Here is a 21,713-nt window from a genome sequence, read left to right on the forward strand (position 1 = left end):
ATGTGGATCCGGTCCACCATGGCCTACCGCGCCTCCTTCGTCGTCACGGTCTTCGGCAACCTGCTGGTGACGGGCCTGGACTTCGTGGCGATCCTGCTGATGTTCTCTCAGGTCGAGTCGCTGGGCGGCTGGTCGCTGCCCGAGGTCGCCTTCCTGTACGGGCTGTCCGCCACGGCGTTCGGGATCGCCGACCTGACCTTCGGCTCGATGGACGTCCTCGGGGGCCGGATGCGCGACGGCTCGTTCGACACGCTGCTCGTGCGGCCCGTGCCGGTGCTGGCCCAGGTCGCCGCGGACCACTTCGCGCTGCGCCGCCTCGGCCGGATCACCCAGGGCGTGCTGGTGCTGGGCTGGGCGCTGCCGGCCGTCGACGTGGACTGGACGGCGGCGAAGGTGCTGCTGGTGCCGGTGATGCTGGTCTGCGGCGGGGTGATCTTCTGCGCCGTATTCGTGGCGGGCGCGGCCTTCCAGTTCCTGGCGCAGGACGCCGCCGAGGTGCAGAACGCGTTCACGTACGGCGGCACCACGCTGTTGCAGTACCCGCCGACCGTGTTCGGGAAGGACTTCCTGCGCGGGGTGACGTTCGTGCTGCCGCTCGCCTTCGTCAACTGGGTGCCGGCCTCCTATGTGCTGGAGCGCCCGTATCCGCTCGGCCTGCCCCCCTGGGCGGCCTTCGCGTCGCCGTTGGTGGCGGCGGTGTGCTGTGCACTGGCCGGTCTGGCGTGGCGGGCCGGGCTGCGGTCGTATCGGAGTACGGGGAGCTAGGGGGCAGCGGTGGATGACATGGACGACCTGAGGGCCATGGACGGAACGGCGGACGCGTTCATCGAACTCGACGGCGTCGAGAAGGTCTTCGACGTACGCAGGAAGACCGGTTTCCTGAAGCGGGAGCGGCGCCGGGTACGGGCCGTCGACTCGATCTCCTTCCGCGTGGCGCGCGGCGAGATGGTGGGCTACATCGGGCCGAACGGCGCTGGCAAGTCGACGACGATCAAGATGCTGACCGGCATCCTGACCCCGAGCGGGGGCCGGATCCGCGTCGCCGGGATCGACCCGTCCCGCGAGCGGATGCGGCTCGCGCACCGGATCGGAGTGGTGTTCGGGCAGCGCACGACGCTGTGGTGGGACCTGCCGCTGATCGACTCGTACAAGCTGATGCACCGCATGTACCGCATCCCGGACGGCCGTTACCGGGAGAACCTCGACCGGCTCGTCGAACTGCTCGATCTGGGTGCGCTGTTGGACGTCCCGGTGCGTCAGCTCTCCCTCGGGCAGCGGATGCGCGGCGACATCGCGGCGGCGCTGCTGCACGATCCCGAGGTGGTGTACCTGGACGAGCCGACGATCGGACTCGACGTGATCTCGAAGGCGAGGGTCAGGGAGTTTCTGCGGGAGTTGAACGGGGAGCGCGGCACGACGGTGCTGCTGACCACGCACGATCTTCAGGACATCGAGCAGTTGTGCTCGCGGGTGATGGTCATCGACCACGGGCGGATGATGTACGACGGCCCGCTCGCCGGGCTGCACGAGGTGGGGGAGAGCGAGCGCACGCTGGTCGTCGACCTGGAGCGGGAGCTGCCGCCGATCGAGGCGCCGCCCGCGCGGGTGGTGAAGGTGGAGGGGCCACGGCAGTGGCTGGCGTTCCCGGCGGCCGAGTCGGCGGCGGTGCTGGTGGCGGCGATCGCGGCGGAGTATCCGTTGCTGGATCTGTCGGTGCGGGAGCCGGACATCGAGGCGGTCATCGCGAAGATGTACGCGGAACAGGCTGAGCGGGCGATCTCGTAGCCCCTGGCCGGGGTTGCTCGTAGGCTGCTGTACATGACCGACGACGTCCCGGAGCTCCGTGCCTCCGACGCAGATCGTGAACGAGTCGCCGAGGTCCTGCGGGACGCCGTTGCGGAGGGGCGTCTCGACATGGAGGAGTTCGAGGAACGCCTGGACGCCACGTTCAGGGCTCGTACGTACGGGGAACTGGCGCCGCTGACGCGGGATCTGCCCGTCGGTACGGTGGCCGTTCCCAAGGTCGACATGGTGAAGAAGCCCGAGGGATCGGACCGGAGTTGGGCGGACCGGATCGTCGGCGGCGAGGGGTCGTCGACGGCGGGTGTCGCCGTGATGTCGGGATTCCAGCGCAAGGGGCGCTGGACCGTGCCCCGGCGGTTCAACTGCTTCGCCTTCTGGGGCGGCGGGGAGATCGATCTGCGCGAGGCCGACTTCGCGGACCGGGAGGTCGTGATCAACTGCGTCGCGATCATGGGCGGGATGCAGGTGACCGTGCCGCCCGGGGTCGAGGTCGTGGTGCGGGGGGTCGGGATCATGGGCGGGTTCGACCAACGGGAGGAGGGCGTGCCGGGCGATCCGGGCGCCCCTCGCGTGATCGTGACCGGGTTCGCCTTCTGGGGCGGCGTGGGGGTCGAGCGCAAGCGCACGCGGGAACAGCGCCAGGAGCTCCGCGAGGAGCGCCGGCGGGAGAAGCTGGCGCGACGGGAACAGCAGCGGGAGCTGCGGGAGTCGATCCGGGACGGGCAGTACGAAGCGCATCGCGAGATGCTTGAGGACCACCGGGACATGTGGCGGCACGCGCATGGTGACCGCGGAGCACGGTCGCGGGAGCGGGACGAGGACTGAGCGCCGTCGGCTGCGGGGCGCCCGGCGCGAGGGCTGAGGCGTGGGCGGGAGGCCCGCCCGCGCCGGCGAGGTGAAGCCCTTCGTCGGGACGGGAGCCGCCCCGGCGGCACGGCTGTCCGCAGGCTGGGTGGGCCGGCTGCTGTGGCGGGCCGGCCGGGCCGGGCGATGCGGTGGTCGCAGGCGGCGAGCGGGCCCGGCGGCTCGGGACTACAGCTTGGCCGGAGCTGCGCCCCTCAAGTCCTCCAGGTTGAAGGCTTCTCCCATGCGGTCGTAGCCCTTGTCGCTGGGGTGGAGGTGGTCGCCGGAGTCGTAGTCGGGGCGGAACTTGCGGGGGTTGTACGGGTCCCGCAGGGCCTCGTCGAAGTCGGCTACCGCGTCGAAGATCCGGCCGCTGCGGATCTCGGCGTTGATCTGCTGGCGTACGTTCTCGCGGGCGTCGGTGTAGCCGCGGTGGCCCTGGAATGGCATCAGGGTGGCGCCGACGACCTTGATGCCGCGGGCGTGGGCCTGGCGGACCAGGGCGCGCAGGCCGTCGAGGATGCGGTCGGGGTCGGCGAGCCGGGGGTTGCGCAGGATGTCGTTGACGCCGAGGTCGATGACGACGACCTTGACGTTCGTACGGGCGAGGACGTCGCGGCCGAAGCGGGTGAGGCCGGCCTCGTTGTTCGCGGGGCGCCCGGTACCGCTGACGAGGATCTGGTTGCCGCTGATGCCCTGGTTGACGACGCTGTAGCGCGGCACGTCCTGGCGGGCCGTGATCGCCGCGCGCAGCCGGCGCGAGAGGGTGTCCGTCCAGCGCCGGTTGGCGTTCTCGGTGGACGTGATGCCGTCGGTCAGCGAGTCGCCGAAGACCACGACGGTGCCGTGGGACTCGTTGCTGAGGACGTCCAGTGCGGTCAGGTAGCGCCAGGAACCGACCTGTCCGGTGTAGGCCACGCCGGTCGCGTCCTCGGTGACGTCGCCCTCGGCGACGTAGCTGATCTGGCGCGCGTGCGGGTGGTAGGTGACCGGGCCGGACGGGGTGGGGGAGTAGGTGGTGACAAGGATGTCGGTGTCCGCCGGGACGGCGAGTCGTACGGCGTCGCTCAGCACCTGCTGCCCCGGCGGGATGACGACCGTGGTGTTCCCGCCGAAGGTCAGCCTGCGCATGGTGTCCACGATCGCCGCAGCGGTCCCGGTGCCGGCGGCCACGGCGACGGACGCGTGCGCGATGGTCAGCGCGGACTGGCCGTAGAGGTTGGACAGCGTGATCCGGGCACTCGTACCGCCGACGCTGGTGTGCACGACGTTGCGCACCGAGCGGCCCGCGAGACCCTCTATCTCGGTGCCGGGCTCGGAGCCGACCGGGGAGGTCGACCAGGCGCCGACCCAGATGCCGGTGGAGGCCGGGGCGGCGGGGCCCCGGTGGGCGCCTTCGTTGGTGGGGGTGCTCTTGCTGGTGGCGCTGCCGTCGTCGGAGGCGACTCCGACGTATATGGCCGCGGAAAGCGTGACGATCAGGGTGACGATCGCGGCGAGCAAGGCATAACCGTTACGCCTGGTCATGCGGTGCGTGTCTCCTCGGGCGGATGGGAGCCCGAGGCTCCGATGTGATCACCTCATGATGCGTCATAAGGCGGAGGGGAGTTGCACGGACCCCCCATTGGGCCGCCGGCGTTCATCCGGAGTTCGTCATCGACCTCCCCCCACCGAACAGACGCCGGGAACTCTTGTTTCGTTCCAGGAGTCGGTCAGGTAGGGACAATGAGTACGGGGGATCCTGGACGGGTGGAGCGGAATGGAACGTACGAATCCGGAAGAAACGGGAACGCGTGACGTAGAGCAGCATGCCCGGCCGGGCGCTGCCGGTAACCGGCGCGTCCCCGCATCGGCCGTACGTGCGATGACGACGTTCACCGCCGCCGACCAGGAGAAGCAGCGCGGCGTACGGCGGATGAAGCTCACCGCGACCGGACTGCTGCTGTTCGTGGCACTGGTGTACGTCCTCGCCAAGGTGGCGTCCCACCAGGGCGCCGGAGAGTGGGCGGACTATGTCGCGGCGGCCGCCGAGGCCGGCATGGTCGGCGCGCTCGCCGACTGGTTCGCGGTCACCGCCCTGTTCCGGTACCCGCTGGGCATCCCCATCCCGCACACCGCGATCATCCCCAACAAGAAGGACCAGCTGGGGGTCTCACTGGGCGAGTTCGTCGGGGAGAACTTCCTCTCCGAGGACGTCGTACGCCAGCGCCTGCGCGCGGTCGGCATCGGCAATCGGCTGGGGGCGTGGCTGGCGGACCCGGAGCACGCGGACCGCGTGACGGCCGAGCTGTCGGCGGCGCTCAGAGGCGCCCTGGCCGTCATGCGCGACTCGGACGTCCAGGCGGTGGTGGGGGAGGCGATCACCCGTCGGGCCGACGCCCAGGAGATCGCGCCCGGCATAGGGAAGATGCTGGACAAGATCGTCGCGGACGGCGGCCACAAGCGGGCCGTCGACCTGATCGTCGCGCGGGCCCAGCACTGGTTGATCCTGCACGACGAGGAGATCATGAACGCGGTCCAGGGCGGCGCCCCCGGCTGGACCCCGAAGTTCGTCGACAAGAGGGTCGGCGAGCGCGTCTACAAGGAGCTGCTCCGCTTCATCACCGAGATGCGCGACATGCCCTCCCACCCGGCCCGCGGCGCCCTCGACCGCTTCCTCACCGACTTCGCCTCCGACCTCCAGTCCGACACGGACACCCGCGCGCGTGTCGAGCGGCTCAAGGGCGAGGTGCTGGGACGCGGCGAGGTCCAGGACCTGATCGCGTCGGCGTGGACCGCCGTACGCTCGATGATCGTCTCGGCGGCCGAGGACGAGCGCAGCGAGCTGCGCCTGCGCGTGCGCGCCTCGCTGCTGTCGCTGGGCGCGCGGATGGCGGTCGAGCCGCGGCTGCAGGCCAAGGTCGACGGCTGGGTGGAGGGCGCCGCCGTGTACGTCGTCACCACCTACCGCAAGGAGATCACCTCCCTGATCACGGACACCGTGGCGGGCTGGGACGCCGAGCACACGACGAAGAAGATCGAGGCGCACATCGGACGCGATCTGCAGTTCATCCGGATCAACGGCACGGTGGTCGGCTCGCTCGCCGGCCTGGTGATCTACACGGTGTCGCGGGCGCTGGGGGCCTAGCAGCGCACCCACAGACACCGGGGGCGCAGAACCGCCCCAGCGTCCGGGTGGCGTAGGACCGCCCTCTTCAGGGCACTCGGCACGGGTTTCCGCTCGATGGGGAGGGAGCCCATGACCACCGCAGAAGCCGAGACCGGCCGTACCGTCACGACCGACATCCCCGCACGCCTGGACCGCCTCCCGTGGTCACGCTGGCACTGGACGATCGTGATCGGTCTCGGCACCGTGTGGACCCTGGACGGGCTGGAGGTCACGGTCGTCGGCAACATCGCGCCGCGCCTCTCCGAGCCCGGCAGCGGACTGCCGATCACTTCCGGCCAGGTCACCGGCCTGGCCGCCGCGCTGTACGTGGCCGGTGCGTGCCTTGGTGCCCTGTTCTGGGGCCGCCTGACGGACCGGTGGGGCCGCAAGAAGCTGTTCATGATCACGCTGGCGGTCTACCTGGCGGCGACGGCCCTGACCGCGCTCTCCTTCCACACCTGGTGGTTCTTCCTGTTCCGCTTCCTGACCGGCTTCGGCATCGGCGGCGAGTACGCGGCGATCAACTCCGCGATCGACGAGCTGATCCCGGCGCAGTACCGCGGCCGCGTCGACCTGATGATCAACGGTAGCTTCTGGCTGGGCGCGGTCGGCGGCTCGCTGCTGTCGATCGTCGCGCTGGACACGGCGATCTTCCCGGCGGACGTCGGCTGGCGGCTGACGTTCGCGCTCGGCGCCGTCCTCGCCCTGGTGATCCTCCTCGTCCGGCGGCACGTCCCGGAGAGCCCACGCTGGCTGCTGATCCACGGTCGCGACGACGAGGCGGAACGGATCGTGTCCTCCATCGAGGAACGGGTGGAGGCCGAGCGGGGCGAGCCGCTGCCGCCCGCCGAGGGTGAGCTCACCATCCGTCAGCGCCGCAGCGTGACGTTCGTGGAGATCGGCCGCACGGTCTTCTCGAAGTACCGCAGGCGGGCGATCCTCGGTTTCTCCCTGTTCATCGGCCAGGCGTTCCTCTACAACGCCATCACCTTCGGCTTCGGCGCGATCCTGACCACGTTCTACGACGTCCCGAGCGGCAGCACCGGCTACTACTTCGCGGTCATCGCGGTCGGCAACTTCATGGGCCCGCTGCTGCTGGGCAGGCTGTTCGACACGGTCGGCCGCCGCATCATGATCTCGTCGACGTACCTGCTCTCGGGCATCCTGTTGTTCGGTACGGCCTGGCTGTTCGACCAGGGCACGCTCAGCGCGAGCACGCTGACGGCCTGCTGGTGCGCGGTCCTGTTCTTCGCGTCGGCCGGCGCGTCGAGCGCCTACCTCACGGTCTCCGAGGTCTTCCCGATGGAGACCCGCGCGATGTCCATCGCCTTCTTCTACGCCCTCGGCACCGCCGCCGGCGGTATCAGCGGCCCCCTGCTCTTCGCCAACCTCACCGAGACGGGCAAGGTCGGCGACACGGTCCTCGCCTTCCAGATCGGCGCGGCCCTGATGTGCCTGGCCGGCCTGGTGGCGGCGTTCCTCGCGGTCCGCGCGGAACGCCGGTCGCTGGAGGACATCGCCCGCCCGCTCACGGCGGTGACGAAGCCGGCTCGGGCGGGCGAGGTGGGACAAGGGGCGTAGCCCTACTGGGATGCGCGCCGGACCCGTTCCCGGCGCCGCAGGAGGAGCAGGCCGCCGGCGAGGGCGGTGACGCCGGTGGCGGCGGTCCAGCCGAGGACGTCGTTGGAGCCGGTGGCGGCGAGGTCGCCGCTGGTGGAGGGGGCGACGGACGCGGAGGGCGATGCCGTGGCCCCCGTCTGAGGCCGGGCGTCCGACCCCGCCCCTGCCCCTGCCCCAGCCCCGGCTGCCGGGGACGCCTCCCCCGAAGCCGCCGGACCGGGCGCACCGCCCGTGCCTGTCCCGGTCGCCCGGTCCCGCGTGAACGCCAGCGTGCCGAAACCCAGTTGGTCGTATCCGCCGCTGTTGGGCCCGTAGTCCCCGCCGCCGCCCTCCGGCGATGCCTTCGCGGCGATGCGGGTGAGGTACGACGCCGGCAGGCCCCGGCGCTTGGTGTAGTGGTTGGCGATCATCGCCCAGATGGGGCGGGTCATCGCCGGGTCCACGGGCGCGGCCTCGGTCACGGTCTCCGACCCCGACCAGCCGTTGATCGCGCCCTTCCTGCGGGTGTTCGTGGTGAAGGGCACCTCCCCGCCCATCGCCCACTTGGCCACGTACTGGGCGCCCTTGAGGAAGCGGCTGTCGTCGTAGCCGTACAGGTCGATGCCCTGGTTCCAGGCCATCTCGCAGAAGGTGCCCATCAGGCCGACGCCGAGCAGGGCGTGCCCCTGGTCGCGGCCGGCCTCCAGCCACTCGGCGAGGCCGTCGTCGCGCACGACGGGAATGGCGTTGCGGATCGAGCCGAGTCCCTCGCCCTGCTTGAAGTACTCGACGGCGCGGGCGACCTGGGCCTTGTCGTCGCAGAGGATGCCGGTCGCCAGGACGCAGCACATGGCGGTGAGGTCCCAGTTGGTCCAGTAGTTGGAGACGACGGCGCCGTTGTGCTCGGCCAGGAAGCTGTCGCTGAGCGGCGCGAAGACCGTGGTCAGCATCTCCTGGAACCGGCCGAGCTCGAAGTCGGGGTGGTCGCGGACGAGTTCGGCGGCGTTGGCTATCTGGTACCCGTACAGGCCGGCGGCCAGGAAGCGGTCGGCGTTGCCGCCGAGGCCGGTCAGCTCGGCCGACCAGGCGTTGAGGATCGCCACGGCGGTGTCGAGGTGCGCGCTGTCGCCGCTGACGTGGCCGCGCAGGGCGTTCTGGTAAGCGGCGTGGATGTCGTTGTAGAGGATCGCGTAGTTCTGGCCGGCGCCTCCCCGGACCACGGTCGCCTGCGGGTTGGCCGTCCAGCCGCTCTGTGCGTGCCGGTTGGCGGTCAGCTTGGCGAACCCGGCCGTGTGGACAGCGGCGCCGGCCTTCACCTTGGCGGCCATCCGGTCCAGGTCGGCGCGGGTGTGCAGGAGGCCGGGGTGCGCGAACGAGGCGCCGGCGGCGGCTGCCGGGGACGCGAGAGTGGTCGTACCGATACCGATGCCGATTCCGGCGCCCGTTGCGGCCCCGACGGCTCCGGCGGTCGCACCCGTGGCCTTGAGCATGCTCCGGCGGCTGATCTGTCGTGTCACGTGGCTCATTCCTCGCGTGCCTGGGGCTGGGGACGGTGAGGAGACGGGGAGACACTGCCGGGGATAACAGAAACTCCGGCCGCCGGTGTCGCGGCCCACCGACAACCCCGGCCGACGATCAGGAGCCGCATCCCATGACGATCCGCAGGATCATGCCCGACTTCCAGGTCGGGTCCGAGGCACAGATGGAGACCAGCCGGGACTTCTACGGCCTGCTCGGCTTCGAGGAGGTGATGAACATGGGCTGGGTGATGACCCTGGCGTCCCCCGCCAACCCCACCGCCCAGATCAGCTTCTTCACCGCTGAACGCACCGCTCCGGTCGTCCCCGACCTGAGCGTGGAGGTCGAGGACGTCGACGCCGTGTACGCCCAGGTGCTGGCGTCGGGCGCGGAGATCGTACGGGAGCTCCGGGACGAGGAGTGGGGCGTACGGCGGTTCTTCGTACGGGACCCGAACGGGCGGGTGGTGAATGTGCTGAGCCACCAGGCCTAGGCCGGGTCCGCAGGCGGGAAGTGCGGACACGGCCCAGCGAGATCCCAAGGCCACGGCGAGTCTCAGCCCCGCCGGTCCGCCACCGCCCACGACGCCAGGGCCACCGCTCCCGCGACCCCGAACACGGCGGGCCAGGCGCCCACCTTCTTGGCCAGCGGGTGCGAACCGGCGAACGCGGCGACATACGCGGCCGTCAGTGCGCCCGCGGCCTTCCCGCCCGCCTGCTGACTCCACTGCTGCGCTGCCACGGCCCCGGCGACGGCCAGTACGGCGCCGCCGAGCTGCCGCTTCCTGGTCCAGCGGGCGACGCCGTAGCCGCCGACGAGTCCGCCTGCGGCGACCGCCGCGCTGGGATCTTCGCCATGTCTGCCTCCCACCACTGCACCCGGCAACCGCTGCCGGCCTCGATGGACCGAGGTAACCGGCCTCGCCCTTCCGCAACTCGGCCCGGGCACGCAGCTCCGACGCGTACCCCGCGCCGATGGCGCACCCTGCGGCGGTGAGGGCGAGGACCAGGACGCCCGGGTTGACGTACCCGGGCACGTCGCCGTTGTCGTAACTCCCGCCGTCGCTGGTCGAACAGACGAAGCCGAGAGGGACGTACGTGACCGTGTAGTCGACGATCTCGACGCCCTGCTGAGCCCGTTCCCACCAGCCCTCTGTGCGGCAGGACCGAGGTGGCGACGAGTCGGTTCCGCCGTCCTCCGCCGTCATCACCGCGCCTGTGACGGCGAGCAGCCCCCAGGCGTACATGCCCAACGCACCGGCGCCCGCGAGGGCCGCGAGCCCGCGCAGCAAGCCGGAGGCGCCGGTGCGTTGTGCGCGCCGGTCGGCCAGGGTGCGGGCGCCGTATCCGCAGAGCCCGAATGCGGTGATCACCGCGATGACGACGAACATCAGGTACACCAGGAACACATGTCCTCCAGACAGTGGTCTCGCGGGCTCGGTGGCACCGGCGTCACAGATCCGGGATCACAGCACGTCCGCCAGGCGGTCCACCTGGTCCGGGTCCAGGCCGTAGCAGTAGAGCATGACCTTGTCGGCGCCCCGGTCGGCGAAGGCGGTGAGGGCGGCCCGGATCTCGGCGGGCGTGTTGAGGAGGCCGGCGACCATGCGGTCGGCCATGCCGGTGAAGGCGTAGTACGCGTGTATGCGAGCGCGGGCGTCGTCGAGCACGTGCGGTGGGCCGAGTGCGAAGTTGACCTGAGCGACGAGGCGGGGTTCGCCGTCGCGGCCGTACTCCTTCCAGAACCCGCGGACGGCGCCGAACAGGCCGCCCGCCCAGGAGGGCGCCGCAGCCGCGAGGAAGCCGTTGCCCCAGCGGGCGACGCGTTCGAGGGCGGCCGGCTTGAAGCCGCCGAACGGGCAGGCCGATGCCCACGTTCGTATCGACGTTCATGAACGGGCCTCCGAAAGAGGGGTCGACAAAGACGACTGCCGCCCCTTCGGCACCTCGGCGTGGCTCGGTGGCTCGTGAGGTGGGATGTTCTCGCTCTGCGGCTTGCTTCCCGGGGAACGTCTCTTCGAAGCGAACTCACTGTAGGCCGGGCCGGTTTCGCGGCACAAACATTTTGTGCACGGCATGCAGGGCTCCCTCCCGGCACCGGAATGTGGGCCAAGGTCCCCAAGGGCCCTCCTGACCTTGCCCGGGGGCCAGGGGAGGACCGTCAGACCCCGTCCAGCGAGGAGCTGAGGCCGTGGTCGAGTTCGGGCCCGATTCCAGAGACGCCGAGTGCCGGAACCCTGGAGTTCCCCGGAGCCCCCGAGCTCACCGGGCCCCCGGCCCCCACCCCGCCGGAGCCGGCCGCGCCTCCGCACCGACCCCAGCTCCTGTCGACCCGAAACCTGCCCCGACTCCCGCCCCACCCAGCCGTCCCCCGAGACCCCGGACTCCCCCCCAGAACCCCGGCGCCGACTGCGGGAACTGACCAGCAGTCGGCTGTGACTCACGTCACCGCTACCCCCGGAAAAGAAAGCGGGTGCTACCCCCGCGACCCTGGCATGCTCATGCATGACTACTGGGGGGTAACCACCGTCTGCGCCCAGCGCAGCAACGGCCGTACAGGCACGTCTGGATGATCGGCGTGCCCGCTCCCCATGCGTCACCTCCTGAAGCGCACCCCCATACCCCGCTCCCGAGGAACACGCGTGCACAGACCCAAGTTCAAGCGGCATGCCTTACTGACGGCTGCCACCCTCGCGGCCGTGCTCATCACGGGCTGCTCGACCAACTCCCCGACCACCACCGACCCGGCGAACAGGGCGGCGGCCGAGACCTCTGACCCCGCCGCGGTCCAGGAACAACTCGCCGTCGTATCGGCCCCGTCGGGTACGGCCACTCCCACCGCCGTCGCCGACGGCGGTGAGGGAGGCACGGCGAAGAAGTCGTCCCTCAAGGTCGCCTCGTACGACAGAAAGTCCGGACGGGCCGTCATCTCGTCGCCGAGCGTGCCGAAGCCGCCCGCCGACCAGTCGGCTGACCCGTCGGCCGCCCCGTCGACCGGCACCAGCCCCTCGCCCACCTCGCCGGCGAAGCCCTCGACCAGCCCCTCCGCCTCCCCCTCCACCTCCGCCCAACCCCCGGTATCCGTCGGCGACTTCATCGCCAGCGCTCCCGCCCCCGGCGCCCCCGACGGCGTGCTGGCCGAGGTCACGCAGGTCGTAGGTGCCACGGAGGACGGCGATACGACGGTCGACACGGAACCGGCGAAGCTCAACTCCGTGCTCGGCGAGAGCAAGGCCAAGGGCACGGTCCCCGTGGACCCGTCGGCCATGGAGGTCGAGCCCCTCCTGAAGGGCGTGAAGGTCTCCTGGGCGAAGACCGGCGACCTCCACTTCGGCCCCGAGGGCGCGAAACTCCCGCTGGGCAGCCTCCGTATCGACGTCGGTGCGGCGGTCGCCACGGCCGAGGGCGCCCCGGCGTCGGCGGCCGCGTCCGTGGAGGGCTTCGTCCAGCTCGCGCCCGAGGTCGCGTTCTCGTACGACGGTTCCGGCAACGGCACGGGTGCCTCGCCCGGCGGCGCCTTCCTGGGCCTGTCCGGCGACTGGGCCTCCAAGTGGTCGCTGAAGGGCCGCGCGGCCGGCTCGACCAACGGGCAGCCGATCCGCATCCCCTTCGCCGAGCTCCACTCCGACCCGGTGATCCAGGTCGGCCCGATCCCCGTGGTCGTCAACCTGGACCTCACCTGCTACATCCAGGTGAACGCGGACGGCAGGGTCACGGTCGACGTCGAACAGGACATCAAGGGCGACTTCCGCGTCGGCGGCACCTTCTCCTGGGCCAAGGGCTGGACCCCGGTCAGCGAGTCCGAGATGACGGGCGAGCCCGTCAAGGCCACGGTCACCGCGGCCGGCGACGTCAAGGCCGCGCTCGGCGCCGAGGCCACCGTGGGCCTCTACGGCACCGTGGGCGTCACCGCCGACCTGGCCCCGTACGTCCGCGCACACGCCGAGGCATCGGCGGAGGGCTCCTCCGACGGCACAGGCGCGGTAACCGGTGCCTACGCCCTCTACGGCGGCGTGGACCTCACCGGCTCCCTCCAGCTGCAACTGACCATATTCGGCACGCCCGTCTTCCAGAAGAAGATCCCGCTGGGTGCCCTGCACCGCGAGTGGCTCCTGACGGAGGGCAAGGCGGAGGCGGCGACAACCGGCCCGACGTCGACAAGGGCGACCGGCTGACGTCACGCGGGCCGCGCCGACCATCACCCACGTCGGCTCGGCCCGCGCTCTCCTCGCTGCCGTACGGCGTCAGCCGTCCGAGCTGGAGTTCGAGCCGGACCTCGACCTACTTCCGGAACGCCCCAACACCCGCACCACCTCGCCCAGTCCCAGGGTCACGGCGGCCACCCCACGCACCCAGCGCGGGCCGCCCCGTGACGCCCACACGACACACACGCACCCTGCGACGGCGAGCAGGAGAACGCCGACCAAGACGAGCACGATCATGCTCATCCCCCTTCTTCCTCTGTGGTCCGCGCATCCTCCCAGCCGACGCTGTGCCGCGGCCCGGCGGCCCGGGTGCGTCGCCGTTTCAGGACTGTTGAGGCGTCTGAGGCATCTGAGGTGCCTGAGGAGGTGTCTGAGGTGTCTGTGGTGTCTGAGGTGTCTGAGGCATACGCCAGTACTGCCGCCGCTTCTCGTCCCGTACGACAACGCCGAGCCGCAGCAGCTCCCCACGCAGCTCCCGGGCATCGTCGGCGCCCTCGTCCTTCTCCCGCGCAGCCGCCCGAGCCCTGAGCAGCGCGTCCGCCCCCGCGGGGAGCCCGGGCATGCCCGGAACCCAGCGCCGGAACTCCTCCCGGTGCGGATCCTCGTCGGCCCACCGGTAACCGTGCTGGGCGAAGGCGTCGGCGACCCGTTGCCGGGACACCCCGCACTCCTCCCGAGCGATCTCCATACCGTCCGCCCCGAGCAGCACGAGCTGCTTACCGTCCCGCACCACCAGGGCGATCTCATCCCGCCCGAACTCCTGCGCAGAGTCCCTGACGCTGAGGACGACACGCGTGGAGGACACAGTCACCGCCAACGACTCATGCACGGCGACGAACCCGACCGCCAGCCCCACCAGCGCCCCCACCCCAACGCCACCGACGCTGAGCCACGGCTCCGGAACGGACGCCAGCAGCTTGGCCGGCCCCTGCAACGGAGCCCAGGCCAACGTCACGAGCCACTTCGCCAGAAGGGTGACCAGCAACCCGACACCGGCCCCGCACGCCACACAGAACAGCGTAAGAACCCACGCGGACTCGGCGACCGTGACGGCATCACGCCCAGGACCACCGTCCGCCGGCCCGCCCTTCTCGAAAACTTCCCCCGTACCGCTCATACCCCCACACCACCACTCCCGCAGTCTCCGACGCGGTCCCACTCCGGCCCCCGGACGCTGCCCGGTACCGTGCCGACCCTCGCCGAGTCTGCAGGCAATCCGCGGCCCCTGCCATCAGCCGATGGTCTACGGCACCTACAACTTTGGTACCCGAACAGTTCTCGGCGCCCAGGCATGAAGCCCAGGCGCCGAGACCCATATCAGCGAGCTACGTAACACGATCCCTGTCGATCAGTGGTGTCCGCAGCTGGAGCCGACGTGGTTGTGCTGCCCGCCCGGAGAGCCCTCGCCGTTCAGCAGGTTGCCTGCCAAGCCGTTGGCAAGCCCGATGTTGTTGAGGAGGTTGATGTTCTGGTCGTGAGACTTACAACCATGACCGTCGTAGGCAGGCTGAGCCGTGGCCGTGCCGGTGGCTATGAAGCTGAGGCTCCCGACCATGGCGGCCGCAACAGCGGCCTTCTGAAGCTTGCGCATGTCTCCTCCTTGGGTCGATTGGAGCGCACACCTAAAGATCCACATTGCGCTCTTTTTGGAGGCTAATCCGATATGCCCGTCGGCGCTCATCGGAGCTGGCATACGGGGCATGAGTCCCAATCAGCTTCGGTGGCGCCTATCGGGGCTGACACTCAATCAGGGTGTCGCCACCCCCTTCCAGCCACCTCCGGCCCCCTTCCGGGTGCCCGCCGGACCGCACGAATCCGATCGACCTTGGATGCCTGCCGGCCGACCCCCGGCTACTGGCTGCTCCAGAAAGCCAGAGCCTTGTCGATCAGCTCCTTGGCCGCATCCCCATAACACGCGGCATTGCGCAGCGCATCGAACGCCTTGTCATGGAGGGCGAGTTCGTCCGGGTCGGTGATGTTCACCCCGGTCGACACGAGTTCATAGTGGGCGCGGTCATCGCCATGCAGGTTGAAACCGGGCATAGGGACCACGCTCACCTCAGCGGTGGCGGAAAGCACTCCCAGGGTGAGGGAGGACAGGTCGATGTCGCGGAGAAGCCGCTCCATCTGCCCATGCATCACCACTGGCCCGCCGACGTTCGTGTACAGGGCTTGTTCGCCGAGGATCACGTCGTAGTGATGCTCACCGTCGTACAGAACCTGCTGACGCTCCATCCGCTTGGCCACGCCTGCCGGAACGTCGTCCGGCACTCCGAGGAACTCGACGACCTGACGGAGGATCACCGTCGCGTATGCCTCGGTCTGAAACGTCCCCCAGATCATCGTGGGAACGTAGGCCTTGCCGTGCCGAGTCCGGCGATACCAGTCGATGACCTCGTTCTGGATGTCCTCCGTACCGGTGGACAGGCGCTGTTGCCACGGAATCAAACTGGTCATGGCTTCCCCCTCTTGGCTGTCTTCTCCAGGGCCGACACTGCCCGTAGCCCCGGCAGGGCAATCCGGCCGGTCAGCAGGACGTCATGGTTGGCGAAGAGCGCGTCGAGTTCGAAGCGGCGGCGGACATACGCTGTCCATGCCTCGTCGGGCAGGTTGGCGTACGCAGCGACCGTGCGGGCACGGCCAGCATGGGCATTAGCCGCGAAGAAGACCATCGAACCTCTCCTCTGCGTCAGCTACTTGGCGGGACACGCCAGATCGGGTCTCGACCGATTGGGAGAGCACGTCACCACTGCGATTGACAGAAACGAGGGGCGTTCGAGGTAGAAGCCAAGCGAAACGTCAGCGCCCGAATTCAACCTCACCACAGCAGAGTTGACCAGGGCAATCGGACGAGCACTCTCGCGATCCCACACAGATGTGAAACGGGGCGCGTACTCCGCCAAGCGCTCGCTGAGCCAGGCCGCCGCCTCCTTGGCCTCGCCCCAGGTGCCACAAACCAAGGAGCGCGGCTTGACGAGCCAATACGCCGTCTCTAGCGGCGGGATCTCTGCGTGCGCGAATCCTGCCGCTACCTCGCGATAACGCTGGACCAACTCCGGCCTACTTCCGGCCGGGGGCGGATCGGGGTGTGGTGGACGCCGTAGTGCTTCATCGTCGAAGCGCTCCTTCGGGCCTGACCACAGAAAACCGTGATGATGCACCAGTCGTCCCCATCTGGTGTCGAAGACCGAGCGGAAACCGGTCCTGGTTCCATCCGAGAGCCAGGACCGGTCTGGCAGGAGTTATCAGACGGACAGCCCGAACCTCGCCGGGTCAATGCCTGCCGAGTTCAACTCCGCCGTCGTGAACCGCAGCGGCTCCGCGTCCGGCCGCTTGCTGTCACCCAAGGCCCATGCGTTGTCGCCGATTCGGGCCAGAGTCACGCACCCCTCGGTGCATGGGCCTCCGCACGCCTTCACGAAGGATGCCCAGGTGATGTCGATCCCGTACAGGTCGCTTCCGTCCAGCATGACTGCACCTTCCTGTTCAACTGCTGCGGCCAGGCTGACCGCCGCCGCCGTGTCCGGCGGGAGTAAATGAGGGAGAGGCATGGGTTATTCCATGGCGATCAAGAGGGGCAGGCCATCCCCAATGGACGGTCGGTAAAGAGATTGAGAATCTATACCGAGCTCACACCGAGTGATTCTCTGCCTGGTGTCGACGCAGGTCCACATTCGCGTCGGATACAGCACTGTAGTTCCTGCTAGAGCGAGCATTCTCTCGACGAACGCAAATGCGGAGGCATGCGCCACATGCCGGTACCGCTCTTGGCTCCGCAGGAAGTTCCGTGAGCCCGTACCCCTGAGGCTTCTGTGAGCCTGCCATCAATCCTCCCCAGCTCTATGACGAATCTATGATTCACCGAGAGTGCTGAGGGGTCGAGTAACATTCCTGTTGCGGACTAAAGATCATCGGCAGGATTCCGCCCACCCCTGCAGCAAAGCCCTTGCCTCGGCGTCGAAGCGGGCGTGCTGTTCAAAATAGGAGAACACGGCGAGATGTTCAGCGATATCGCGGGAATCTCGAAAAACCATCCGCCCAGTGAGGTTCTCGACGGTGGCCAATCGGTTATCGTAGACCGTGAACGTATTCATCGGACCGCGTGCTATGACAGTTCCCATTGGAATGACACCGATGCGAAGATTCGGCAGATAGGACAGCGACGCCAGACGGTCAATCTGCACCGCCATGGCTGGCGCCGGAACAATCGCCCACCGTATCGCCTGCTCCGTCAGGATGAAGGTGAAGGACTTTGACGTGTCGTAGAGAACGGCTTGGCGCTCCAGCTTGCGTGCCACGGTCTTTGAGGAGTCGCCGGGTGTATGGCTCAGGCTGGCGCGAGCATATTCGGGCGTGGCCAGCAGGCCCGTAATCATGGCAGGCAGGAAGTAGCGCAACTCCGTGGCCTCACGCTCCAGGAAGGTAAGTTCCGTCTGCCGTTTCTCCATGCCGCGACGCCAGGAAGAGCGCTTGTCCTGCCATTCCGTATTCGCAATACGCGCGAGAGCCTTAATTTCCGCCGCTATTTCGGCGGGTGCGTCGAGGGCCCGGAGGATCCGTTCGACGTCCACAAGCCTCGGCGTCCTCTTGCCGGTCTCGAACTTACTGATCTGGCTCTGAGACATGTTGCAACGCTCAGCGAGCCGGTCTCCGGTGAGACCGGCTCGCTTGCGCAACTCGCGAAGCGTTAGTGCGAGATCGGTTCGCGACTGTCCCAGCTGCTCAGGTTCGAAGGTCACCGATTTCTTTCACGTACACGGAGAAAGGAACGGAGTGAGCTAGCGCGATGCGTTTCCACTCCAGGTACGGGGAGATGTCACCCGTGAAGACTTCTCGGCCGATCTGTGTCCCGTCTGGCCGGAAGTTCAGGTGTACAATGCGCGTCTCGTCGAACATCCACCAGTCGGTTTCCGAGAGGGGAAGTCCGTAGTCCTCCTGCGTGACATCCAGGATCCGGATGTTTTCGCCGGCGGCTGTGTTTCCCGGGATTCCCCACGCGAACTGGTATCGCTGATAGTCCGTCAACGGCTGTCGAACGACTCGTACTCGCCCAACGGTGCGGCCTGAGGTCACGTATCCGCGTACCCGCTCATGCCAGCGAGCATTGTGGTCAGCAGGCTTTTGCTCGCCGCGAAGGAAGCGGCCGATGTGCTCGGCTTCCCTGGGCATGGTGTAGACGGGTTGCGCCTCGAATCGCCACGCGTCACGTTCGTACGCGTCGAACGTCCTCCGCCACTCGTCACCATCCAAGAGCACGGACTGCCTCCTTGAGCACCGACTCAGGGATCTCCACCAGAACCTCGCCCTCCGGAGCCCGGAAGGCGTCTGACACGTTCCCCTGGACAAGGATGGAGCCGGTTGCCGTGCGGTAGACGTTCGGACAGTCGTCGTCATCGCAGTTGGGCCCGTCGACCGTCCCGGTGAGTCGAGTGAGATGCTCGCGCGCCATGGTGCCCCCTTCTTGCCGCCCAGTTTGGACGACCTCCTGGGAGGACGCTACGGAGGGCGTCGCCCCTCGTCCATGAAGGTTCTGGAATATTCCCGACCTGGCATAAAAGATCTTGTGAACGAGGGCAACGCCCACGCCGAGCACTAACGGGGGTGAAGTGGACACCGATGTTTCGCAGCCTGCGCTGCCCCGCAGGTGTGACGACGCATCACGTGGCCCTGATCTACGATCACATATTTGGACCTTCATCCCAGCCAACCATGCAAAGTCAGGCGGGTACCGGGCAGTCCAAGCAGCGGAAAGCGCGCGAGATGCCACCTGCGGTGGTGGCGTTTGCCTCGAACTCAGAGAAGCCGCCGCCCTCGTTGCGATACACCACGCCAATTCCGTGTTCAGCGAGCAGGTTACGGAGATCCTCGCGGGGGAGCTCTGGGGTCAGCACCATCAGGTGGAGCGGCTGGTTATGGGCGATGTTACGCAAGTGGTGGCGTGCTAGTAGGAGTTGAGTCATGGCATCCGCAATCGACTCGCTGGCCGCGCTCCCTGTCGGCTCATAGACAGTGTTACTCGTCGGGCTGTAGAGCTCGACCATGAGTTCCGCCGTTGCATCACGCATCGACACTTCAAGTTGGCCGATCGTTTCGCCTGCGGCGAGTGAGCTCTCTTCGAAGGTGTCTGCCAAGTCATCGCGGGCAGCAGCTACGTGGTCAACATCGGACAGCTGGAGCTGCTGACGCCTCTGGCGTCGATAGGCGCGCGTGAGCCTGGCTGCGCTGCGGTTGAACCGAGAGCGGGTGCTGGTGGCGCGCGGGAGAGTGTCTTCTTCTCGTCGGATGTGCAGGCCGGTGGGGCGTAAGTGGAAGACGATTACGTTGCGATCTGCGCCTAGTTCATCCTTGGTTTCCCGCATTTTGAACGGTTTACGTTCATCGACCTTGAATTCCCCTATGTATCTGTGTGTCCGGGTATCGCTTCCTGGGACCTTGCCCACGGCGATAAACAGATGCAGGGTGCGCCCTCTGTCGAGGTGTTCCAGGATCGCCTTGTTGCCGCCTTCTAACGCTTGATCGCCGCGCTTCCCGGCGCCGGTATATGTGAATATGGGGCCGATGTCGTCATCCTCGGCGAGCCACCCGTCGCGGTACCCGAAACGCTCGCCGACCTTGCTGTCGGAGAAGATGAGAACTTTCCTCTTCTCGACCGCTGGACAGATTCCGGCGTAGCCGGCACCGCCAAGTATGGGATGTATTTCTGCGCGGGTAAGGACTTGGCCGGGGCGAGGCCCGGATGTGTGGGTCGTCATGATCCGAGACTAGTCGTTTCAGTGGGCACCGAGTGACGGATCTGACGAGGGTTGCTCGTGATGACGTTGTGGCAGTGCACGGCCCAGGTGAGGATGGTGCCATGGGTGACGCGACGGCGACGGTCGTAGCAGGTGGCATCGGTCTTGTAGCAGCAGTCATCGGAGCTGTGATCGCGGGGAGGTACGCCGAGCGTGGTGCTAAGGCGGGTGGGCGCAAGGCTGTTGAGGCGGCGCTCGCACAGGTTCAGGGGCAAGCGGCAGCTGAGCACTGGCAGTGGGTGCGTAGCCAGCGGTACCAGTCCTTCGCTTCTCTCCTTGCGGCATACACGGCTCTTGATGAAGTGCTCGCACGTATCACGCCTGAGGTCAGGGGTGGAGCCCCACTTGATGTAGCGACTAAGGATGAGCTGCGGCAAGCCACGCTGGAACTGCAGGACAAGACAAGCTTGTTGGCGCTGTGGGGGCCCGATGAGGCACGGATGCTGGCATACGCATTGACACGGACGACGGTTGCAGCGGTTAGATCGTTGCTTCAGGCAGAACAAGCAAATGCCCAAGGTCCGCGCCCAGAGTGGTCGATTTATGAACGGGCGAGGAGTGGCATGACCGATGCCTATGCCATCTTCCTCCAGAGAGCCGGAGAGATAATTCGCGATCCTACGCAGACCGTCAGTTAGGGCGATGCTTGCTTGTCCGGGAAATGGCACCTATGAAGTTCTCCCACGTGGCCGGGCTGAGAGAGAGTTGTGGCCCTGTGGGGGCCTTCGAGTCGCGCACTGCGATAGTCCTCGGGGACGTGGCCACTTCGAGGCACTCGCCCCCCATGCCGTTGCTGTAACTGCTCCTGCGCCACGGGACGCTTGACGACGGCATCATCGGGAGTTCTCCTCCATGAGTCTTGTGATCAGCAAGGCTGAACGTTGGGGGCTCAGTGCCAAGGCCCTGAGGTGGTCGAACGCCTTCGTATAGAGGGCCACGTCGTTGGGCTCTTCGAGGTAGACCGAATCGGTGAGCCCCTCTCGGTAGACCACGTCTGGGTCCTCCTGCTCTGGGAAGCCGAGGACTGTGAAGGACCCGGTGGTGGGATAGGCGCCAGCGTCGAACGGGAGAATCTGGACGATCACGTTCTTCAACTTCTGCATTTCCAGCATACGTTCGAGTTGGCGGGTCATGCCCTCGCGGCTGCCCACTGTGTGCCGCAGCGCGCTCTCGTGGATGACTGCCCATAGATCAGGTGCGCTCTCGCCGGTGAGGAGCTCTTGTCGCCGCATCCGGACCTCGACCATGCGCTCAATGACCTCAGGGGTGTGGTCGACCCATGCGCGGCTCAACTCGGATGCGTACTCGCCAGTCTGTAGCAGGCCGGGGATGAACTCGGCTTGATAGGTGCGCAGGTCTGCAACCGCCTGTTCGAGGCCGACGTACACGGAGAACCAAGCAGGGATCGCATTGCTGTGCGCGTGCCACCACCCCTTCGTCTTGGACTCTTTGGCCAGGGACTTCAGAAGCTCGCGCAGCTCAGCGGCAGTCCCGTAGAGCCGGCACAGGGCGTCGACATCCGAGGGTTGGACACGCCCCTGTCCCGTCTCCATGCGGCTGACCTTGGAGCTGCTCCAGTCCAGCTCCTTGCCTACTTGGCTGCACGTCAGGCTGCTCTCTTCGCGCAGCCGCTTGAGCTCGATCGCAAGACGACGACGGCGAGCCGTGGGGGATCCGGTCATCACAACTCCTAGCGGGATAGCGGAAGTTCCATCCCATCGGAAGAGGCGCGAAAGGCCAATCACTCTAAAGAGGGATTCCCTTGGTGCATGTTGCACAGCGGGACTTGCACTGCAACTCTGTCACT

25 protein-coding genes are annotated in these 21,713 nt (G+C 67.8%); 8 read left to right on the forward strand and 17 right to left on the reverse strand.

The window, feature by feature from the left end:
- From OHO27_RS26000 to OHO27_RS26010, 3 genes are read left to right on the forward strand one after another with little or no spacing between them, the layout of a single operon-like run.
- The gene (locus OHO27_RS26000; RefSeq protein WP_328430550.1) at positions 1–765 is read left to right on the forward strand and encodes an ABC transporter permease; all 765 of its coding nucleotides are present in this window, start codon (positions 1–3) and stop codon (positions 763–765) included.
- Positions 766–783: 18 nt separating this feature from the next.
- Entirely contained in the window at positions 784–1,785 is a 1,002-nt protein-coding gene (locus tag OHO27_RS26005; RefSeq protein WP_443059596.1) for an ABC transporter ATP-binding protein, read from the forward strand.
- 33 nt (positions 1,786–1,818) lie between these two features.
- On the forward strand, positions 1,819–2,628 hold the full coding sequence (locus OHO27_RS26010; RefSeq protein WP_328427390.1) for a DUF1707 SHOCT-like domain-containing protein: 810 nt from the start codon (positions 1,819–1,821) through the stop codon (positions 2,626–2,628).
- Between the two features lie 207 nt (positions 2,629–2,835).
- On the opposite strand, the gene OHO27_RS26015 is transcribed toward OHO27_RS26010, so the two are convergent.
- The gene (locus OHO27_RS26015; RefSeq protein ID WP_328427391.1) at positions 2,836–4,173 is read right to left on the reverse strand and encodes an SGNH/GDSL hydrolase family protein; all 1,338 of its coding nucleotides are present in this window, start codon (positions 4,171–4,173) and stop codon (positions 2,836–2,838) included.
- A 232-nt stretch (positions 4,174–4,405) separates the two neighbouring features.
- Here OHO27_RS26015 and OHO27_RS26020 point away from each other — a divergent pair, with 232 nt between their 5' ends.
- Positions 4,406–5,773 (forward strand): DUF445 domain-containing protein, encoded by a 1,368-nt coding sequence (locus tag OHO27_RS26020; RefSeq protein ID WP_328427392.1) that lies wholly within the window; start codon positions 4,406–4,408, stop codon positions 5,771–5,773.
- A 111-nt stretch (positions 5,774–5,884) separates the two neighbouring features.
- A complete protein-coding gene (locus OHO27_RS26025; protein ID WP_328427393.1) occupies positions 5,885–7,375 on the forward strand; it encodes an MFS transporter in 1,491 nt (496 codons plus the stop codon).
- 2 nt (positions 7,376–7,377) lie between these two features.
- Here OHO27_RS26025 and OHO27_RS26030 read toward each other — a convergent pair whose 3' ends face one another.
- On the reverse strand, positions 7,378–8,919 hold the full coding sequence (locus tag OHO27_RS26030) for an alginate lyase family protein (RefSeq protein WP_443059597.1): 1,542 nt from the start codon (positions 8,917–8,919) through the stop codon (positions 7,378–7,380).
- Between the two features lie 125 nt (positions 8,920–9,044).
- Here OHO27_RS26030 and OHO27_RS26035 point away from each other — a divergent pair, with 125 nt between their 5' ends.
- Positions 9,045–9,404: a VOC family protein gene (locus tag OHO27_RS26035; RefSeq protein ID WP_328427394.1), complete on the forward strand. Its 360-nt coding sequence runs from the start codon at positions 9,045–9,047 to the stop codon at positions 9,402–9,404.
- Between the two features lie 62 nt (positions 9,405–9,466).
- Here the strand turns inward: OHO27_RS26035 and OHO27_RS26040 are convergent, their stop codons facing one another.
- Positions 9,467–9,781: a hypothetical protein gene (locus OHO27_RS26040; RefSeq protein ID WP_328427395.1), complete on the reverse strand. Its 315-nt coding sequence runs from the start codon at positions 9,779–9,781 to the stop codon at positions 9,467–9,469.
- A 595-nt stretch (positions 9,782–10,376) separates the two neighbouring features.
- On the reverse strand, positions 10,377–10,580 hold the full coding sequence (locus tag OHO27_RS26045; protein WP_328427396.1) for a hypothetical protein: 204 nt from the start codon (positions 10,578–10,580) through the stop codon (positions 10,377–10,379).
- A gap of 972 nt (positions 10,581–11,552) precedes the next feature.
- On the opposite strand from OHO27_RS26045, the gene OHO27_RS26050 reads away from it, so the two are divergent.
- Positions 11,553–13,085, forward strand: coding sequence for a hypothetical protein (locus tag OHO27_RS26050; RefSeq protein ID WP_328427397.1), 1,533 nt, complete (start codon positions 11,553–11,555; stop codon positions 13,083–13,085).
- Between the two features lie 69 nt (positions 13,086–13,154).
- Here OHO27_RS26050 and OHO27_RS26055 read toward each other — a convergent pair whose 3' ends face one another.
- From OHO27_RS26055 to OHO27_RS26105, 11 genes are all read right to left on the reverse strand, one after another.
- Positions 13,155–13,352: a hypothetical protein gene (locus OHO27_RS26055; protein ID WP_328427398.1), complete on the reverse strand. Its 198-nt coding sequence runs from the start codon at positions 13,350–13,352 to the stop codon at positions 13,155–13,157.
- Between the two features lie 85 nt (positions 13,353–13,437).
- A complete protein-coding gene (locus OHO27_RS26060; protein WP_443059598.1) occupies positions 13,438–14,232 on the reverse strand; it encodes a YqeB family protein in 795 nt (264 codons plus the stop codon).
- Between the two features lie 231 nt (positions 14,233–14,463).
- Positions 14,464–14,706 (reverse strand): hypothetical protein, encoded by a 243-nt coding sequence (locus tag OHO27_RS26065; protein WP_328427400.1) that lies wholly within the window; start codon positions 14,704–14,706, stop codon positions 14,464–14,466.
- A gap of 260 nt (positions 14,707–14,966) precedes the next feature.
- Positions 14,967–15,572: a DUF5753 domain-containing protein gene (locus OHO27_RS26070; protein ID WP_328427401.1), complete on the reverse strand. Its 606-nt coding sequence runs from the start codon at positions 15,570–15,572 to the stop codon at positions 14,967–14,969.
- On the reverse strand, positions 15,569–15,787 hold the full coding sequence (locus tag OHO27_RS26075; protein WP_328427402.1) for a hypothetical protein: 219 nt from the start codon (positions 15,785–15,787) through the stop codon (positions 15,569–15,571). Before OHO27_RS26075 ends, OHO27_RS26070 begins: the two co-directional genes overlap by 4 nt.
- 21 nt (positions 15,788–15,808) lie before the next feature.
- Positions 15,809–16,276 (reverse strand): hypothetical protein, encoded by a 468-nt coding sequence (locus OHO27_RS26080; protein WP_328427403.1) that lies wholly within the window; start codon positions 16,274–16,276, stop codon positions 15,809–15,811.
- Between the two features lie 84 nt (positions 16,277–16,360).
- On the reverse strand, positions 16,361–16,585 hold the full coding sequence (locus tag OHO27_RS26085) for a DUF397 domain-containing protein (RefSeq protein ID WP_328427404.1): 225 nt from the start codon (positions 16,583–16,585) through the stop codon (positions 16,361–16,363).
- A gap of 438 nt (positions 16,586–17,023) precedes the next feature.
- Positions 17,024–17,854, reverse strand: coding sequence for a helix-turn-helix domain-containing protein (locus OHO27_RS26090; protein ID WP_328427405.1), 831 nt, complete (start codon positions 17,852–17,854; stop codon positions 17,024–17,026).
- Entirely contained in the window at positions 17,838–18,371 is a 534-nt protein-coding gene (locus OHO27_RS26095) for a DUF6879 family protein (protein ID WP_328427406.1), read from the reverse strand. Before OHO27_RS26095 ends, OHO27_RS26090 begins: the two co-directional genes overlap by 17 nt.
- Positions 18,355–18,564: a hypothetical protein gene (locus OHO27_RS26100; RefSeq protein ID WP_328427407.1), complete on the reverse strand. Its 210-nt coding sequence runs from the start codon at positions 18,562–18,564 to the stop codon at positions 18,355–18,357. The genes OHO27_RS26095 and OHO27_RS26100 overlap by 17 nt, the downstream gene beginning before the upstream one ends.
- 268 nt (positions 18,565–18,832) lie before the next feature.
- Positions 18,833–19,867 (reverse strand): hypothetical protein, encoded by a 1,035-nt coding sequence (locus tag OHO27_RS26105; protein ID WP_328427408.1) that lies wholly within the window; start codon positions 19,865–19,867, stop codon positions 18,833–18,835.
- A gap of 101 nt (positions 19,868–19,968) precedes the next feature.
- On the opposite strand from OHO27_RS26105, the gene OHO27_RS26110 reads away from it, so the two are divergent.
- A complete protein-coding gene (locus tag OHO27_RS26110; protein ID WP_328427409.1) occupies positions 19,969–20,544 on the forward strand; it encodes a hypothetical protein in 576 nt (191 codons plus the stop codon).
- Here OHO27_RS26110 and OHO27_RS26115 read toward each other — a convergent pair.
- The gene (locus OHO27_RS26115; protein ID WP_328427410.1) at positions 20,537–20,743 is read right to left on the reverse strand and encodes a DUF397 domain-containing protein; all 207 of its coding nucleotides are present in this window, start codon (positions 20,741–20,743) and stop codon (positions 20,537–20,539) included. The genes OHO27_RS26110 and OHO27_RS26115 overlap by 8 nt on opposite strands.
- Positions 20,740–21,588, reverse strand: a complete 849-nt coding sequence (locus OHO27_RS26120; protein WP_328427411.1) for a helix-turn-helix domain-containing protein — start codon at positions 21,586–21,588, stop codon at positions 20,740–20,742. The genes OHO27_RS26115 and OHO27_RS26120 overlap by 4 nt, the downstream gene beginning before the upstream one ends.
- Positions 21,589–21,713: the final 125 nt, after the last annotated feature.

It is taken from the genome of Streptomyces sp. NBC_00443 (assembly GCF_036014175.1).
Classification (GTDB): domain Bacteria; phylum Actinomycetota; class Actinomycetes; order Streptomycetales; family Streptomycetaceae; genus Streptomyces.